The sequence below is a fragment of the Dehalogenimonas formicexedens genome, from assembly GCF_001953175.1.
GTDB classification, from domain to species: Bacteria; Chloroflexota; Dehalococcoidia; order Dehalococcoidales; family Dehalococcoidaceae; genus Dehalogenimonas; species Dehalogenimonas formicexedens.
The window spans coordinates 508,597-524,513 of sequence record NZ_CP018258.1; the positions used below are offsets into that span (position 1 = coordinate 508,597).

At 54.4% G+C, this 15,917-nt stretch carries 19 protein-coding genes; 9 read left to right on the plus strand and 10 right to left on the minus strand.

The window, feature by feature from the left end; translation table 11 throughout:
* On the plus strand, nucleotides 1–834 hold the full coding sequence (locus Dform_RS02750; RefSeq protein WP_076003657.1) for an AAC(3) family N-acetyltransferase: 834 nt from the start codon (nucleotides 1–3) through the stop codon (nucleotides 832–834).
* Nucleotides 834–1,403, plus strand: coding sequence for a DNA-3-methyladenine glycosylase I (locus Dform_RS02755; RefSeq protein ID WP_076003658.1), 570 nt, complete (start codon nucleotides 834–836; stop codon nucleotides 1,401–1,403). Before Dform_RS02750 ends, Dform_RS02755 begins: the two co-directional genes overlap by 1 nt.
* Nucleotides 1,404–1,443: 40 nt before the next feature.
* Here Dform_RS02755 and Dform_RS02760 read toward each other — a convergent pair whose 3' ends face one another.
* A complete protein-coding gene (locus Dform_RS02760) occupies nucleotides 1,444–2,550 on the minus strand; it encodes an aminopeptidase (RefSeq protein WP_076003659.1) in 1,107 nt (368 codons plus the stop codon).
* A 149-nt stretch (nucleotides 2,551–2,699) separates the two neighbouring features.
* Here Dform_RS02760 and Dform_RS11345 point away from each other — a divergent pair, with 149 nt between their 5' ends.
* A complete protein-coding gene (locus tag Dform_RS11345; RefSeq protein ID WP_158513456.1) occupies nucleotides 2,700–2,864 on the plus strand; it encodes a hypothetical protein in 165 nt (54 codons plus the stop codon).
* On the opposite strand, the gene Dform_RS11730 is transcribed toward Dform_RS11345, so the two are convergent.
* Nucleotides 2,856–4,004, minus strand: a complete 1,149-nt coding sequence (locus tag Dform_RS11730; RefSeq protein ID WP_076003660.1) for a nucleoside monophosphate kinase — start codon at nucleotides 4,002–4,004, stop codon at nucleotides 2,856–2,858. The genes Dform_RS11345 and Dform_RS11730 overlap by 9 nt on opposite strands.
* Nucleotides 4,005–4,163: 159 nt before the next feature.
* On the opposite strand from Dform_RS11730, the gene Dform_RS02770 reads away from it, so the two are divergent.
* From Dform_RS02770 to Dform_RS02790, 5 genes are all read left to right on the plus strand, one after another.
* Nucleotides 4,164–4,466, plus strand: a complete 303-nt coding sequence (locus Dform_RS02770) for a zinc-ribbon domain containing protein (RefSeq protein ID WP_076003661.1) — start codon at nucleotides 4,164–4,166, stop codon at nucleotides 4,464–4,466.
* 82 nt (nucleotides 4,467–4,548) lie between these two features.
* Entirely contained in the window at nucleotides 4,549–4,935 is a 387-nt protein-coding gene (gene crcB, locus Dform_RS02775; protein WP_076003662.1) for a fluoride efflux transporter CrcB, read from the plus strand.
* Entirely contained in the window at nucleotides 4,935–5,270 is a 336-nt protein-coding gene (locus Dform_RS02780) for a DUF190 domain-containing protein (protein WP_076003663.1), read from the plus strand. The genes crcB and Dform_RS02780 overlap by 1 nt, the downstream gene beginning before the upstream one ends.
* 139 nt (nucleotides 5,271–5,409) lie before the next feature.
* Entirely contained in the window at nucleotides 5,410–5,949 is a 540-nt protein-coding gene (locus Dform_RS02785; RefSeq protein WP_076003664.1) for a response regulator, read from the plus strand.
* A 56-nt stretch (nucleotides 5,950–6,005) separates the two neighbouring features.
* Nucleotides 6,006–7,529, plus strand: a complete 1,524-nt coding sequence (locus Dform_RS02790) for a PAS domain-containing sensor histidine kinase (protein ID WP_076003665.1) — start codon at nucleotides 6,006–6,008, stop codon at nucleotides 7,527–7,529.
* Here Dform_RS02790 and Dform_RS02795 read toward each other — a convergent pair.
* Together Dform_RS02795 and Dform_RS02800 are read right to left on the minus strand one after the other, a co-directional pair.
* Nucleotides 7,526–7,798, minus strand: coding sequence for a DUF167 domain-containing protein (locus Dform_RS02795; protein ID WP_076003666.1), 273 nt, complete (start codon nucleotides 7,796–7,798; stop codon nucleotides 7,526–7,528). The two genes, Dform_RS02790 and Dform_RS02795, sit on opposite strands and share 4 nt — an antisense overlap.
* The gene (locus tag Dform_RS02800; RefSeq protein WP_076003667.1) at nucleotides 7,795–9,213 is read right to left on the minus strand and encodes a hypothetical protein; all 1,419 of its coding nucleotides are present in this window, start codon (nucleotides 9,211–9,213) and stop codon (nucleotides 7,795–7,797) included. Before Dform_RS02800 ends, Dform_RS02795 begins: the two co-directional genes overlap by 4 nt.
* A gap of 165 nt (nucleotides 9,214–9,378) precedes the next feature.
* Between Dform_RS02800 and Dform_RS02805 the strand changes: the two genes are divergently transcribed.
* The gene (locus Dform_RS02805) at nucleotides 9,379–9,855 is read left to right on the plus strand and encodes a CinA family protein (RefSeq protein WP_076003668.1); all 477 of its coding nucleotides are present in this window, start codon (nucleotides 9,379–9,381) and stop codon (nucleotides 9,853–9,855) included.
* Here Dform_RS02805 and rph read toward each other — a convergent pair.
* The 6 genes from rph to lsrF all read right to left on the minus strand — a co-directional run bounded on the left by rph (nucleotide 9,852) and on the right by lsrF (nucleotide 15,880).
* Nucleotides 9,852–10,571: a ribonuclease PH gene (gene rph, locus Dform_RS02810; protein ID WP_076003669.1), complete on the minus strand. Its 720-nt coding sequence runs from the start codon at nucleotides 10,569–10,571 to the stop codon at nucleotides 9,852–9,854. The two genes, Dform_RS02805 and rph, sit on opposite strands and share 4 nt — an antisense overlap.
* Nucleotides 10,572–10,605: 34 nt before the next feature.
* Nucleotides 10,606–11,868 carry a glutamate-5-semialdehyde dehydrogenase gene (locus Dform_RS02815; RefSeq protein WP_076005040.1) on the minus strand — a complete coding sequence of 421 codons (1,263 nt, stop codon included), beginning with the start codon at nucleotides 11,866–11,868 and terminating at the stop codon, nucleotides 10,606–10,608.
* Nucleotides 11,869–11,961: 93 nt separating this feature from the next.
* Entirely contained in the window at nucleotides 11,962–13,485 is a 1,524-nt protein-coding gene (locus tag Dform_RS02820) for a B12-binding domain-containing radical SAM protein (RefSeq protein WP_076003670.1), read from the minus strand.
* Between the two features lie 94 nt (nucleotides 13,486–13,579).
* The gene (locus Dform_RS02825) at nucleotides 13,580–14,593 is read right to left on the minus strand and encodes a zinc-dependent dehydrogenase (RefSeq protein WP_076003671.1); all 1,014 of its coding nucleotides are present in this window, start codon (nucleotides 14,591–14,593) and stop codon (nucleotides 13,580–13,582) included.
* A 66-nt stretch (nucleotides 14,594–14,659) separates the two neighbouring features.
* A complete protein-coding gene (locus Dform_RS02830; protein ID WP_076003672.1) occupies nucleotides 14,660–14,974 on the minus strand; it encodes a hypothetical protein in 315 nt (104 codons plus the stop codon).
* A gap of 138 nt (nucleotides 14,975–15,112) precedes the next feature.
* A complete protein-coding gene (gene lsrF / locus Dform_RS02835; RefSeq protein ID WP_076003673.1) occupies nucleotides 15,113–15,880 on the minus strand; it encodes a 3-hydroxy-5-phosphonooxypentane-2,4-dione thiolase in 768 nt (255 codons plus the stop codon).
* Nucleotides 15,881–15,917 lie beyond the last annotated feature (37 nt).

A 15,917-nucleotide genomic window follows, 5' to 3' on the forward strand; every position in this document is an offset into this window, starting at 1 on the left:
GTGTCCGAAGAAGATGTCATCCGGGAAACGCCAGTCCCGGCTACGATCGAAAGCCTCGATCGCGATCTGAAAGCGCTGGGAGTGGCAGCGGGAATGACGCTGCTGGTCCATTCATCCTTGTCGGCGCTGGGGTGGGTCTGCGGCGGGGCGGTGGCTGTTATCAGGGCGCTTGAAGCAGTTCTCGGAGAGACTGGCACGCTGGTGATGCCGGCTCATTCCGGGGAATTATCCGATCCCGCTTTTTGGCAGCACCCACCAGTGCCTGAAACCTGGTGGCAAATCATCCGCGACCAGATGCCGGCTTTCGATCCCGATCTGACGCCGACACGGGGCATGGGTGTTATCGCCGAGACTTTCAGAAAGCAAAGGGGCATCTTCCGGAGCGATCATCCGCAGGTGTCTTTTGCCGCAAGAGGCCCCTTGGCATCAGAGATTACCAGCGACCATTCATTGGAGTACGCGCTTGGCGATCATAGCCCGCTGGGTAAATTATACGCTCTGGGCGGCTATGTTTTGCTTTTAGGCTGCGGTTATGGCAACAACACCTCGCTTCACCTGGCGGAATATCGGGCGAAATATCCCGGAAAGCGGATCGAAACCGGTGGGGCGCCTGTAGTTGAGAATGGCAAGAGAGTTTGGAAAGTCCTCGAAGACTTCGGGGACGATTCGGAAGATTTTAAGCTTATCGGCGCTGATTTCGAGAAGGCTTGTGCCGGAACCGTGAGGATCGGCCAGGTTGGTTTGGCCACAGCCCGGCTGATGCCTGTCAGGGTATTGGTGGATTACGCTACGGAGTGGATGACGGCTAATAGAGATAAGCGGGGTAAAGACTGATGGAACGTTGCGGCTGGGCGGAAACGGGCGATGAACTCCTGGCCAAATATCACGACGAGGAGTGGGGTGTGCCCAACCATGACGACCGGAAACACTTCGAGTTCATGATCCTCGAAGCGTTCCAGGCCGGACTGTCTTGGATGACTATCCTCAGGAAGCGGGAGGCTTTCAGGAAAGCTTTTGCCGGGTTCGATCCGTCGAAAGTGGCGAAGTTCGATCAGCAGAAGGTAAACGAACTGCTCAACGATAAAGGCATAGTTAGAAACAGGCTCAAGATCGAAGCCGCGATCAACAATGCCAAAAGATTCCTCGAGGTACAGAAAGAATTTGGCTCATTCGATAACTACATCTGGGGATTTGTCGAAGGAAAACCAATTGCTCCCGATCGAAGGTCCTTATCCGAAATTCCAGCCACGACCGAACTGTCCGATAGGATCAGCCAGGATCTGAAGAAAAGGGGCTTCAAGTTTGTGGGATCGACGATCGTATATTCCCACCTTCAAGCGGTGGGCATCGTAAACGACCACCTGGTGGATTGCCCCCGGTATAGAGCGGCGAGTCAAGTTTAGAAAAGAACCCCCCGGATGGTGTCCGGGGGGTTCTTTTTGACTAGAAATCGATAACGAACTTACCGTCCTTGTACAACAGATCCCCGTCGACCCGGATTTCGCCGCCCTGGCGCAGATCGCAGACCATGTCCCAGTGGATGGCGGATTCGTTGACCGAACCGGTCTCAGGGTAACCGGCACCCAGGGCCATATGGAAGCTGCCGCCGATCTTCTCGTCGAAGAGGATTTCGCCGGTGAATTTAGTGATGCCTTCATTTGTGCCGATGGCAAATTCGCCCAGCCGCCTGGCGCCCTCGTCGGTATCGAGAGTCTTCAACAGAAATTCCTCATTTTTCTCCGCGGTGGCCTTCACCACCTTGCCGTTTTCAAACCACAGCCTGACGCCGGTGACCTCACGGCCGCTTTCGATGGCGGGATAGGAAAAATAAACGTGCCCGTTGGCAGAATCCTCGACAGGTCCGGTAAAGACCTCGCCGTCAGGCATATTGTACTGACCGTCGCATTTTACGAACTTGCGGCCTTTGATCGATAACTTGAGGTCGGTGCCGGGGGCGGTGACATGCACCTCCCGCCGCCCTTTCAACCAATCCACTACCTTTTGAAGACGGTCGCTCTGTTTTAGCCAATAGCCTATCGGATCGTCCGCGTCAGGCATGCAGGCGCCGAAAACGAAGTCCTCGTATTCTTCCAGGCTCATCTCGGCATCCTGGGCCATAGCCGCCGTCGGGAACGGCACCACCACCCAGTTGAATTCGCCGGCCCCGGAACGCTTCATCATCGTTTTCATGAGGCCGGACCTGCCGCGGTCGAACAGAACCATTTTTTCCGGTGCGACGTTCGATAGTTTCTTGGTGTTATCGTCGGCAAGGATGGCAAACCTGGCATCGTATTCTTCGGCGATGTAACGCTGGGGCTGATGGACATATTGAATCTGCTCATCGGTACCGAAGCGGTACAGGATGTCTTCAAAATCGCCCCGGGGCAGGACGAGGGGAAAGCCTCCGGCTTTCACGACCTCGAGGTAAATCGCCCGGGTCAGGGGCTGGGCGGCTGAAGGCGCGTTAATTACGACCTTATTGCCCGGTTTGATCTTGGTGGAATAATTGACAACGAGTTCAGCCAGTTTCTGGATACGGGGATCCGCCATTATTTTCTCCTTTTAATTCTATCGGACTATTGTAGTCCTCGAGTGAAAATGGGGCAAGCAGTGCTCGTTCAGCTGAATTACCCCAGGATATTGCATCATTTATGATTCGGACAATGAAAGATTGATTTTATCAAATAGTTGTTGCCGTTTTGTCCCTGATTGAGCTGGCTCTTTTCAGGTTCGAGATAATAGATTGCAGCACCACGGACAACTGGAACCAGAAGGCATTTCCGGTGCGCACCGTTTACCTAGCCGCCGATGAGCCGGGAAGATTGGTCGAAGCGCTGCAACAACAATTGATGGAGTTAGCTTAAAACTCGCGGGAGCTGACGGGAGAGTTCATCACGGCTGTCATTCGCCGATGAACAAGCTTCGACCCCAATGTGAATGACCGGCACCCCACGCCCTTCATAGTATTTGACCAGCGGCAACGTTTTCTCGGCGAAGATGGCCAGTTTTTTTGTGACTTCCTCAATGCTGTCGTCACGCCGCCCGCCGCGGTCGCCGCCGGCGTCGGTGCGGATGCGCTCGATCACCGTTCCCGGCGCACACTCAAGAACGACGATAGCTGTCATGTTTACCGTCTTTGCCAGAGCGGCGGCCTGGCCGGCATGGCGAGGCAATCCGTTCATGACAGTCAGGACGCCGCCGGAAATTCCTTTATCCTCGATGAAGGCACCCAGCAACTTTTCGGCGATGGGAAACTCCCCGTCGGTGAGCAAGGCACCGGTGCGGAGGGAGGTCCTGATGATTTCCATCTCGGTGCCGGACAGCAGCCCGGTAGGGGCGGCGGCATAGCGGCGAAGCTGTGCGCCGAAATCGAAATGGAAGCATTTATTACCGCCAAGGCCTTGTCTTTCCAAGAGCTCGCCGAGCGGAGTTTTGCCCGCTCCGGTGGGGCCGAGGAGAAGAATAGCGCGGGGCATACCGGAGCGCCAGGTTGCCGCTTTTCGGTCGATTTCCTTGATAAAACTATCTTTGCCCATAACATAGGCTTCCATGTTTTCGGGGAAAGTAGATGCCAGCTTGGATTTCAAGCGGCAATATTCCTCCAGTCGGCTCGGATGGGCAATCAGGTAATCCCGGAATGCCAGATGGCGGCTGATCTCCGGATTTCCTTGCTGGAAGACATGCAGGTGATGGCTCCGTTCGCCATCGGTCTCTTTGATAAAAAACCGCCGGCCTGAGATCCCATATTCGCCTTTGGCGGAATAGCCGATGGCGGCTAACCTGTCGTTAACGGCATCAACCCGGCCGATGTCGGTGACCACGGTGATGATGTCGATGACCGGTTTGGCAGCGGCTCCGGGAATCGAGGTGGAACCAACGTGATGGATTTCCACAATCAGATCCCCAAAGGCTGATCTGAGCGCATCCGCCTCGACCTTGAAAAGCAGTGGCCACTCGTTACAGTACGGTACTACCTTGACTTTCCGGGGCGGTTGAATATTCACGAATAAATAAACCTGATTTTACTGTTGACAGCGCAACTGGCGTAGTGGCATACTCTAGTGCGGTTGAAAGTTGGTATCCAAGCCAAGGCGGTTTGTCCCACGGTCCGGATGACCAAACCGTAAACCAAAGTATATAAAAAAAAGGAGCAAAAGTCATCCATGGCCCAAGACAAAACCATCCAATGCGCAGACTGCGGCACTGATTTTACGTTCAGCGCTTCTGAGCAGGAGTTCTTCGCTTCCAAGGGCTTCACCAACGAGCCCAAGCGATGCCCGACCTGCCGACAATCCCGCAAACAGACCCGCGGCGGTTCCGGCGCCGGTAATTCAGGCGGTCCCCGCCAGATGTTCCCTGCCGTTTGCGCCGCCTGCGGTAAAGAGACCCAGGTACCGTTCGAACCTCGAAACGGCCGGCCGGTTTATTGCAGCGATTGTTTCGCTAAGTCCAAGAGCGCTTACTAAATTTTCCAGTATTGAGTTCAAAGAGCCCCGTCCGGGGCTCTTTGTTTTTGTGCGACGCTTTGAAATTGACTAAGATATTGCGATGAAATTGGTAATTCTTATCGCTGGGGCGGGGGCGCTGGGATCGGTATGCCGCTTCGCCCTGTCAGGCGCGGTTTATTCGGCGTTTGGTCAGAGTTTCCCGTACGGCACCCTGGCGGTCAACGTTATCGGCAGCTTTTTGCTGGGTCTTTTGATGCAACTAGGGATGAGCACCGACCTCATCCCGCCGCACCTGCGTACCGCTGTTGCCATCGGCTTCCTCGGCGCCTTCACCACATTTTCAACCTTCACCTATGAAACGGTCCAACTCATCCAGGATGGCGCGTGGGGATCTGTCGCGCTTAATATTATGACCAGCCTTGCCCTGGGAATCGCTGCGGTGGTGGCGGGGATTTTCACCGGGCGGATGTTAGCCGGAGGAAGTTGATGCACATCATCGAGGGCGAGCAGGTATTGATGCGTATTTTCATCGGCGAGTCGGATATCACAGACGGCAAGCCGCTTCATATGGCTCTGCTTGAGCTTTTCAGAAGAAGGGGTCTTGCCGGGGCGACGGTCCTCCGGGGCATTGCCGGATTTGGGGCGCATAGCCGAATCCATTCGGCACACTTGTTACAACTTTCCCAGGACCTGCCGGTAATCGTTGAAGTGATTGATTCACAGGAACATCTCGACGACGTGCTTCCGGAAGTCGAAAAACTAATGACCGGCGGGCTGATCACGCTCGAAAAGGCCTGGGTTATCCGCTATTCGCCAGCATAACTCCGCCGGATATCTTGATCCCGGATTTGCCAAAAGGAACAGGTACTAAAACCGCCACTTTTCTTGACTACAAATGTCCACAATAGTATACTGAACGCCGCCCCTCCGTCAGGAAGGCGCCAGGGCTCGAGGAGATTGTATGCCGGAATTACTTACTGTCAGGGAAGTCGCGGATTATCTTAGAGTGACCCAGAAGACGGTTTATAGACTCTTACAACAGGGATCGATTCCAGCTCTCAAGGTTAGCCACAGCTGGCGATTCGATAAAGCGTCTATCGACGAGTGGTTGAAATCAACCGCGGTCGGCGCCAAAGCCAATATCCTGGTTGTCGACGACGACCAGACGATACGGGACCTTTTCCGCGACATTCTCGAAGACGCCGGCCATAGGGTGATCACCGCTGGCAGCGGTGCCGAAGCGCTTGAATACATCAAGGCCAAGGATTTCGCGCTGGTTTTTCTTGATCTGAAGATGCCGGGCATGAGCGGCGCGGATGTACTGAGAAAAATCCGCACCATCGATCCCGACCTGCCGGTTACTATCATCACCGGTTTCCCTGACAGCGAATCCATGGCCGCCGCGTTGGCCCAGGGGCCGTTCGGGGTGATGAACAAGCCTTTTGGAGAGGCCGACGTCCTGAACGCCGTGAAGAGCTTTATACGTATTGGCCGAAGCTAGGACGACCGCCGTGATTTTTACTGGTTTCCGATACGGTAAGCCCGGAGAAAGCATCCATGCCGGGCCGTGAGGCGGAGCGCCGGGGTATAACCATTCGCGAGGTCGTGGAGCAGAGGCTGCTCGGCGATGCGGCCAACACCTTCCGGACAATGTTCGAACGTTCGGGCACCGCGGCGGCTGTGCTGAACGACGCCGGAATCATGGTGTTGGCGAACGAAGCCATGTCCAGGCTCGTTGATCTGCCCGTCCCCGAGATTGAGGGTAAACATTCCTGGTTCGAGTTTGTCGCCGAAGCCGACCGCAAGAAAGCCCAGGACTATCACCGGCTGCGGCGCAGCCATCCCGGTACCGCTCCGGAACATTACGAATTCAAACTGATCGACCAGAACGGCGGCAGCCACGAGATCGAAATCACCGTCGCCATGTTCCCGGGCACCGACCTTTCGCTTCTTTCCTGCATTGACGTCACTCACCTGAAGACCGCCCAGGAGATGGGGAGGCTGACACGCTTCGCCGTCGAAAACGCCCCGGAATCAATCCTCTGGCTCAGCGAAGAGGGGGCTATTCTGTACGCCAACGGCGCGGCTTGCCGCATGCTGGGTTACAACCTGGGGCAACTGATGTCTCACAATGTTTCTGACATAGACGCCAGCCGTTCCCGGCGAGAATGGCTCCGCCTGCTTAAAGACCTGAAGCAATCCGGTTCGATGATCTGGCAGTCGGAATATCGACGCCAGGATGGGCAGGTCATTCCGGTTGAAGTACTCATTAATTATATCCTGCTCAACGACAAGAACTATTATTGGGCTTTTGCCAGGGACACTTCCGCCAGGCAACAGGCGGAGAAACGCGAACTCCAGCTTCAGTCGGAACTCAACGTGTCCGCCAGGCTAGCTTCCATTGGAGAACTGGCCGCAGGAGTGGCGCATGAGATCAATAACCCGCTTACCGGCATAATCGGATATTCCGAGCGCCTGATCAGAAAAGCAACCGATGAGAAAACCGCAGCGGACCTGAAACGCATCCATGGCGAAGCGACCAGGGCGGCGAGGGTGGTCCAAAACCTGCTGACCTTCGCCCGGCGCCGACAGCCTTCCAAGGAGCCGGTAGACATCAATAAGATCATCAGGGAATCTCTGGCTCTGAGGGAGTACGAACTGCGCCAGCAGAATATCCAGGTGTTGACCCATCTGGCGGATCTGCCCTGTTTTATGGCTGATTTTTATCAGATGGAACAGGTATTCGTTAACCTTATTGTCAATGCCGAGCAGGCGATGACCAATGCCAAAAAGGGTGACCGGTTGACGGTAACGACTGGTTTACTTGAAGGTCAGATCGTGGTCACCATCGCCGACAACGGTCCGGGCATCAAAGGCGAAAATCTGGATAAGTTGTTCGATCCGTTTTTCACCACCAGGACGGAGAGCGGGGGCACGGGTTTGGGCCTTTCGATTTGCCACGGTATTGTCCTGGAGCACGGCGGCCGGATAAGCGTCTCCAGCGACTACGGTAAGGGGGCGACATTCACCGTGGCCCTGCCGCTTAAAAACAGCCAGTGCCCGGACGAGGAACCTACCTAGCCGATATCCAGCAATCTGTGGCGGGCTTCGGATTCGGTCATTCCTTCAACCGCGACAGTTTTATGACGGCCGGTCCGGCCCCTGACCAGTTTGACCGCACCTCTGGGAATGCCGAGGCGTTCCGCGATAAACTCAACAAGCGCTTCGTTGGCCAGTCCCCGTTCGGGGGTTGCCGCTATCTTGATCTTGACCGCTTCACCGAACAGCCCGACGACCTCGGTCTTGCGCGCTCCCGGCTGGACGTGGATGTCTACCAGGGTCCGGCTCACGTAATTACTTTGATCGCCGCCGGCCTGGAAAGGTCGCGGGAATGGTATTCGATCAATACGGCGGCCAGCAGAATGATGTCAAAATAGAAAAAATAGGAATTGAGGCTGCGCCAGGCAAAAAATACCGGAAGGATGGCGAGCAGCAGCCCGGTTGAAGGATATTTCGGTCCGTTTTTATAGTACCACCACAGGCCACCGCCTAAAGCTGCCAACTCCAGTAGAGTAAATACGGCAGACGATTCGATATTAACAATACCAGTTTCAGTCAGGCTGACCAATCCGACCCCAAGGGGATAAAGCGGATCGAATACCGGGGCCATAACCGACCGGAACCATAGCACAGGGTCGGCAACAATGAAAGGCAAGTTTAACGCCGCAAACACCGCTGCCGCAAGGGCAACACCCGCTGCCGCTCGCTTCCAACCCCATACGTGGTAAACGTAAATCGCGGCGAAGGGCACCAGGAACCAGACGGTTTGATAGGCGGCGGCGCCGGCACCCAGGAGGAGCATCGAAAGTTTCGGATACCTGGGAATTAGCAACCAGCCGGCGACCATAAACGGGAAAATGACCAATCGCTTCTCGAGACCGATCAAACCCGTTATCCACAATTCCAGGCTGACCGCGGCGGCGATGGCGAAAATCAATCGGCTTTTCCCGGGGATACGCCACAATCCGAAAACTATGGCAGCGAGCAAAAACAAGCCCACAACTAGTTGCATATTATCCAGCCCCGCAAGCATAAAAGGCACTGAGATCAGGAATGATCCTGCGGGATAGGAAAGCCGGGACTCAAGTTCGATCGGTATCGAAGTCGGATTTACCTTCGACTGTTCCCAAAGGGACGTCAACGCTTCCTGGCTGGGATAAGGGAAAACCTCGGAGAAGCGGCCTTCCTGGATGGGGGTCAGATTGACGAAGGGGCCGTTATTATCGCTGGCTTGGCCGTCATAAGTTTCCATAGCGGTGATGATGTTCGACGAAGCATAGGGGTTTTTGCCGTCGATAAAGTTTTCCGTCGCCTGCTGGGTCAAAGCGGCGCCGTCGGAGTAACGCGGCTGGGTCTTGAAATAGGCAAGTCCCGATTTTATTGGCTCGTTGAAGGAGTCAGGGTTGAGCAGATTGGTTTTCAAGCCAACGTAGATGCCGGCGATCGAAATCCCGGCAAAGGATAAGAGTAGCACGATTGCTACAGTTACTTTTTTAAGATGGTTATTCCAGCGGGACAATATCAGATCGGTCTTGGGAAGGGCCACCAGCCACAGGACACCGAACCAGAGGATCCATGAGATGATGCCCAGTACCGATTTGCTCGGGGAAACAACATAGGGTCCGCCAGTGAGGGTGGAAAAACCCAATTTTAAAAAGACGCCGATGAAAAAAAGATTGATTCTTGGAGTCAGGAGTTTAAGCATTCTTGATCAGGTTCTGTTCGCAAGTCTTATATTACTTGGTATTTTTTGGCGCAAATTGCCAACATAATATAACAAACAAATAGAAGCCGCGGCAATATTACATCATCTGAAACGAAAACCGCTCTGGTATAATACTCCCGAAAGCACCCGAAACGAGAGGCGGCTATGACTTCCTTGGAAAACCAGCTTGCGAAGCTCCTTCAAGACCACGGTTTGATAATCGGCACGGTGGAATCCGCCACCGGAGGCATGATCGCCGAGCGGCTCACTTCAGTCTCTGGCGCCTCCAAATACTTCAAAGGCGGCCTGGTTACCTATCACAACGAACTGAAGATCCGTCTGTGCGGGGTCAGATACGAGACCCTGTTGGCATATGGCGCAGTCAGTCCACAGGTAGCGGAAGAGATGGCAGCAGGCGGACGCAAGGCGCTTGGCGTGGATATCTGCCTTTCAGATTCGGGTATCGCCGGGCCCGGGGGCGAAAGCGCCGGAAAACCGGTCGGCCTTTTTTACATCGGACTGGCTACTCCGGAAGGAGTTTGGAGCAGAAAATTCATCTTCAAGGGCAACCGCGGTGAAAACCGGGGTCAAGCGGTCGCGGCGGCGCTTAAGTGGGCCGTCGAGCACCTCGCCAACGGCTAAAGACCTTTTATCGTCGCAGCCTGGATTTCAAATAGCTGTCTGATGCCTTTTTCTCCGAGAGCCAGAACGGCGTCCAGGGTCTCCCGGGAGTAAGCTTTCTTCTCTGCGGTGCCCTGGACCTCTATGAATTCACCCCGGGAATTCATCACCAGGTTGAAGTCGGATTCGGCGTTGCAGTCTTCATCGAAAGCAGGATCCAGAAGGATGTTGCCCTTGTAAACGCTGACCGAGACCCCCGCGACCTGTGATCTTAGGGGCATGCTCTTGAAAATACCCAGCCGGTGCAGTTTGGAGAACGCCAGGTATAAGGCGACATAGCCGCCGGTGATTGAAGCGGTCCTGGTGCCAGCATCAGCCTGGAGAACGTCGCAATCGACGGTAAAGCTCCGTTCACCAAGCGCCGCCAGATCGGTTACACCACGGAGCGAACGCCCGACAAGGCGCTGGATCTCCTGGCTGCGACCCGAGATCTTGCCGGCTGAATCGCGCGGCGTGCGCGTTGTGGTCGACCTCGGCAGCATGGCGTATTCCGCCGTCACCCAGCCCGTGCCGCTGTTCTTTAAAAACGGCGGTACTTTTTCCTCCATGGTAACGGAAACGATTACCCTGGTATTGCCCTGTTCGATGAGCACCGAGCCTTCGGCATAGGTCTGGTATCCAGGAGTAATCCTGATGGGGCGTAGCTCGTCGGGCGCGCGGCTGTCTAGTCTGGGCATGATTAAACCTTTCAAACAGTCAGTGACAAAAATGTTATGGGCGGGCTTGCCCCGAGCCGTATACCAGCCATTTGTAGCTGGTAATTTCCTTGAGGCCGAGCGGGCCGCGGGCGTGCATTTTTTGCGTCGAAATACCGACTTCGGCGCCTAAGCCGAATTGGGCGCCATCGGTGAACCTGGTCGAAGTGTTGACATAGACCGCGGCGGCGTCCACTTCGTTCATAAAACGCTGGGCGTTGGTGTAATCCTCGGTAATAATGGCTTCCGAATGCCCGTCACCATAAGCGGCGATGTGATCCAAAGCCTCGTCCAAGGAATCGACAATCTTGATCGCGGCAATAAGCGCCAGGTATTCCTTTCCCCAATCGGCATCGACGGCGGGCACCAGTTTCAATCCCGGCAGCGAACCAAGTATTGCCAGGGATCTCGGGTCACAACGCAATTCGACGCCGGATCCGGCTAATTCAGCGGCGGCTTCAGGGAGATACCGGGCGGCAATATCTTTATGCACCAGGATTGTATCCAGGGCGTTGCAGGCCGATGGCTTTTGCACCTTGGCGTTGTACACGATCGCCGTTGCCCGATCAACCCTGGCAGAGGCATCGACGAAGGTGTGGCAGACTCCGGCGCCCCCGGCAACCACCGGGATGCTGGAATTTTCTTTGACGAACTTTATCAAGCCGGTCCCGCCGCGGGGGATGACCAGGTCTACCTGGTCATTCATTTTCAACAGGTGCGGCACCAGTGAGCGATCGGTGTTATCGATGAATTGGACGACATTCGGGTCTAAACCCGCGCGCTCAAGAGCGCCGACGATAATTTTTACAAGGGCTCTGTTGGAGTTGATGGTTTCCTTGCCGCCCCGAAGGATTACGGCATTGCCGGCTTTCAGGCACAATGCCGTGATATCGATCGTGACATTGGGGCGGGATTCGTAGATCGCCGCGATCACCCCGAGCGGAACCCGCTTTTTGCCCAGCGTCAAGCCGTTGGGCAAAGTCCTCATGTCGAAAATCTCGCCAACCGGGTCAGGCAGTCCGGCAACGCTCCGCACGTCGGCGGCGATCAGGTCGACACTGTGGGGAGTGAGCGCCAGGCGGTCCAGCATTGCCGGAGCCATGCCGATTTTCCTGGCGTCCAACTGGTCAATGGCATTCGCTTCCAGAATGACCTCTTTTTGGGAGAGGAGATCATCGGCGATATGTTCCAGCGCCGAATTCTTGGCCGCGGTTCCCGTGTAAGCCAGTTTCCGGCTAGCCAGTTTGGCGCGGCGGCACTGCATTTCCAGTTCAACAATGGGGTCCACGGTAATCACCTTAATTCAAGATAGGCAAAGTATAGTTGAAGGTTTTACCAGAGGCAAGGAACGAGGCTGGATACCCTGTGCAGATCAGGCGCTCCCGCTGCCCGATCCCCCCGAGATCGGCGTTTTCAATATCTTTTCGGTGATCTTCCGCAGATGATAACCTGTGATGGAGAGCGTCACTGCCAGCGGGAACACCTTGGGTCTCCTGAACAGGCTGAACGCCAGGAGTTTCCAATAATAGATACGTCCCTTTTCGACAATCCCAAGCTTCCACAATGAACGGAAGAACGCCGCGATGTGGTGAAATTCAAAACGCGGGAGGCGGCCCCGAATCCGCGGGTTGTAATTGCGAAGGAATAATTTGGTCCGCTCATAGTATTGCTTGGGAGAGTAGATGGTTTCCAGCAGGTGCCGGTATCCCTCAATGAGGGTTTTCCGCGGCATCTTGGGTTCGAAATTGAGCGTAGAGTCAGTGTTATCCCCGCCAAAATCCTCCAGCATCCGGTTTTCCTTCTTGAGGCGTTGGAATAACCTCGTACCTCTAGGCGCGTTGAGGAGACCTACCATGGCGGTGACTATACCGCTATTCTGAATAAAAGCTATCTGCGATTTGAAAATCGAGGGCGGGTCCGAATCAAATCCGACGATGAAGCCGCCCTGGACCTGGAGACCCGCGGATTGGATTTTCCTGACCGCCGCGACCATGTCGCGGTTTTCATTCTGGCCTTTGTCGCACTCAGCCAGGCTTTCCGGATTAGGAGTCTCGACGCCGACGAAAACCTGGAAAAAACCGGCATCCGCCATGGCTTTCATCAACTCGTCATCATCAGCCAGGTTGATGGAAACTTCCGTCGAGAGGCTGAACGGGAATTTGTGCTTCTCCTGCCAGCGGGTGATTGCCGGGAGTACCTCGGCCTTCAGGTGGCGTTTATTTCCGATAAGGTTGTCATCCACGAAGAAAACGCCAGCCCGCCATCCGGTATCGTACAGAGACTGCAATTCGAGAACTACCTGATCAGCTGTTTTCACCCGGGGTTTACGGCCGAACAGCACGACAATATCGCAGAACTCGCAATTGAAGGGACAGCCGCGAGAATACTGCAATGACATCGAGGAATACGCGGATTTATCGAGAAGTCTCCACATTGGTATCGGGGTTTTGGTGATATCGGGTTTGTCCGCTGAGCGATAGATGGGTTGGGGTGTTCCGGCTGCGAGGTCGGCGAGAAACAAAGGCAGAGTGAGTTCAGCTTCATCCAGGACGAAGTGGTCCACTCCCTGGATGCGATCGTACTCGGTTGTGAAATACGGCCCGCCGGCGACCACCATTTTGCCGGCTGCCCGGGCTTTTTCGATTATCTCTGTGGCGGACTTACGCTGGATGGCCATGGCAGAAATATAAATGGCGTCAGCCCATTCAAGATCCTTTGCTTTAAGGGAATTGACGTTAAGATCTGCCAGGCGCAAGTCCCATTCTTTGGGTAGCATCGAGGCAATGGTCAAAAGACCAAGAGGGGGGAATGACGCCCGTTTGCTGATGAATTTGAGGGCGTGGCGGAAACTCCAGAAAGTCTCGGGGTAGCGGGGGTAAACCAAGAGTATGTTCATATATGATCCACCGGCACAAGATCACTTTTAAAACAAGGGTAGCCTTTGACACGAGATAAGTCAAACAACCATTAGGCTGCTTGAAATCGAATCGTCAGTCCGGAACGATTACTACTTTAAGCGACTCCCCCGCCCCCGCCACCAGCCCAAACCCATCGACGATCTTTGATAGAGGCACACGATGGCTGATCATCTTTTTCGCGTCGAATCGGTTGGTTGCCATCAGCTCGAGGGATTCCTTGATTTCGTCCGTAGCCGCGCCGTAGGAAAATAGCACAGAGATCTCTTCCCGCCAGAAACGTACAGAAGGCAATTCCAGCGGCTTCTGCGGTACGGCGAAGAAGAGGATCGTTCCTCGTTTATCAACCGAGGCGATGGCGTCGGACACAGCTTTGTCGGCGCCGGCGCAGACGATGACCGTCTCGGCCAAATGTCCTTCGTTCACTTTCCTGAGTTCCTCGGACGAGTAGACCGCGGCATGGATGGTGACATCAGCCCCCAGTTCAGCGGCTTTCTTCAGGCGGAAATCATTGATGTCGGTGGCTATAACTCGGGCCCCTGCAGCTTTAGCCAGGAGTACATGACATAATCCTGAAATACCGGAACCGATGATCAAAACGGTTTGCCCTTTGCGGAGATTGAGCCGTTTCTGCCCGGAGACAACGCAGGCCAGCGGCTCGATCATCGCCGCCTCTTCAAAATTCACCTGATTGGGTAGTCGGAAGGTGCCGTATCTCACGTTTATTTCGGGAATGCGGAGGTATTCAGCGAACCCTCCCGGGTCGTAATTTCCAGTATGCAATGTCTCGCAGGCGCTCTCCCGGCCGTTGCGGCAATAGTGGCAGTCGAAGCAGGGGACGTGGTGAGAGACGAAAACGCGATCGCCGAGGCTGTAACCGGTAACTCGGTCTCCGATTTTGACGATCTCACCGGCCATCTCGTGGCCGAGGACACGGGGCGCTTTTGGCTTGCGGTACCACTCCATTACGTCGGTGCCACAGATGCCGCAGGCTTTCATCTTAACGAGTATTTCGCCCGGGCCGATTTCCGGCACCGGCCGCTCTTCGATACGGATATCACTATTGGAGTAGTAAACTGCGACTTTCATTTTATCGGGAACTTAGCCTTCCCATGATTACGTTTGCTACGAAGAAGACTTCTAACAATCAAGTTTCTATTTAGAAAATGCTTGAATTTCATCTATTAAACCCATCATGAATGCTTTTTTTACAATGGGCCAATCGTCCCGTCTGTTAAAAAACAATGTGCAATAATTTCTTTGGATTTGAGTTCCTTTGAAGAGATACTCACCGATGACTTCAATTCCCTTTGCTGATTTTACCAAGCTCAAGGCATAATCAATGAATTTAGAATCAATAATAGTCGTGTTAGAATCCAAATCTTTCATGATCAAATCGATATCAAATTCAGTCCCATGTTCGGCTAAATTAATGTAATATTGCAACTTGCTTTCAGTATTCTTAGGCATATGTTATTACCCTCATCTAGAACATCGAATCGGATCATAAACCATACCTCAATGAAAATACGATGTCAGAAATGATGAATTATATTACTAAGGGCAATAATCAGAATGATTGCCTGATGTTATCTCCAAAATCCCAACCTACTGTTCGAAAATCCTGAACGCTTCCTCCGCTGTCAATCCTTCGTGCACGATAGCCTTAACAGCCTTGATCATCCCGGCCGGATTGGTCGATTGGAAGATGTTGCGGCCCATATCCACCCCCGCCGCCCCCGCCTTGAGGGCGTTCTCCGTCATCTGCAAGGCTTCCATTTCCGGCATCTTCTTGCCGCCGGCAATCACAATAGGCACCGGGCAGCCGGCAACCACCTTCTGGAAATCTTCGCAATAATATGTTTTGACAATCCGCGCCCCGGTCTCCGCGGCGATACGGCAGGCAAGCCCCAGGTAGCGGGCATCGCGTCCCATGTCCTTGCCCACCGCCGTGACCGCCATGACCGGCAAACCGTACCGCTCGGCCTCGTTCACCAGTTTTCCCAGGGCTGCGATGGTCAGGTTTTCGTCGGGCGCGCCGACGAAGATCGACATGCCGACGGCTGAGGCGTTAAGCCTCAGTGCCTCTTCGACGGAAACCGTGACCTCTTCGCGAGAGAGCTCGCCGAGAATGCTGGTGCCGCCGGAGACACGCAAACAGATCGAAGCATCGATGGAGGGGCTGATGCAACTCCGTAGCATCCCGCGAGTGATGAACACACAATCCGCTTCGCTGACGAGTGGCGGAATGCAAGCACCAAAATCGGAAAGGCCGGTGGTCGGACCCTGGAAATAGCCGTGATCGACTGCCAGCATGACTGTACGCCCGTCTTCTTGGAAGATGCGAGAAAGACGATTGCCCATTCCAAAATCCATTGAAGACTCCTAATTCGTGATATCGAGAGTAGTATAG

Bases quoted from the DNA above. Each gene is read 5' to 3' on its own strand.
- Dform_RS02755 (WP_076003658.1), top strand. From the start codon at position 834: ATGGAACGTTGCGGCTGGGCGGAAACGGGCGATGAACTCCTGGCCAAA.
- Dform_RS02760 (WP_076003659.1), bottom strand. From the start codon at position 2,550: ATGGCGGATCCCCGTATCCAGAAACTGGCTGAACTCGTTGTCAATTAT.
- Dform_RS02770 (WP_076003661.1), top strand. From the start codon at position 4,164: ATGGCCCAAGACAAAACCATCCAATGCGCAGACTGCGGCACTGATTTT.
- crcB (WP_076003662.1), top strand. From the start codon at position 4,549: ATGAAATTGGTAATTCTTATCGCTGGGGCGGGGGCGCTGGGATCGGTA.
- Dform_RS02780 (WP_076003663.1), top strand. From the start codon at position 4,935: ATGCACATCATCGAGGGCGAGCAGGTATTGATGCGTATTTTCATCGGC.
- Dform_RS02785 (WP_076003664.1), top strand. From the start codon at position 5,410: ATGCCGGAATTACTTACTGTCAGGGAAGTCGCGGATTATCTTAGAGTG.
- Dform_RS02790 (WP_076003665.1), top strand. From the start codon at position 6,006: ATGCCGGGCCGTGAGGCGGAGCGCCGGGGTATAACCATTCGCGAGGTC.
- Dform_RS02800 (WP_076003667.1), bottom strand. From the start codon at position 9,213: ATGCTTAAACTCCTGACTCCAAGAATCAATCTTTTTTTCATCGGCGTC.
- Dform_RS02805 (WP_076003668.1), top strand. From the start codon at position 9,379: ATGACTTCCTTGGAAAACCAGCTTGCGAAGCTCCTTCAAGACCACGGT.
- rph (WP_076003669.1), bottom strand. From the start codon at position 10,571: ATGCCCAGACTAGACAGCCGCGCGCCCGACGAGCTACGCCCCATCAGG.
- Dform_RS02820 (WP_076003670.1), bottom strand. From the start codon at position 13,485: ATGAACATACTCTTGGTTTACCCCCGCTACCCCGAGACTTTCTGGAGT.
- Dform_RS02825 (WP_076003671.1), bottom strand. From the start codon at position 14,593: ATGAAAGTCGCAGTTTACTACTCCAATAGTGATATCCGTATCGAAGAG.
- Dform_RS02830 (WP_076003672.1), bottom strand. From the start codon at position 14,974: ATGCCTAAGAATACTGAAAGCAAGTTGCAATATTACATTAATTTAGCC.
- lsrF (WP_076003673.1), bottom strand. From the start codon at position 15,880: ATGGATTTTGGAATGGGCAATCGTCTTTCTCGCATCTTCCAAGAAGAC.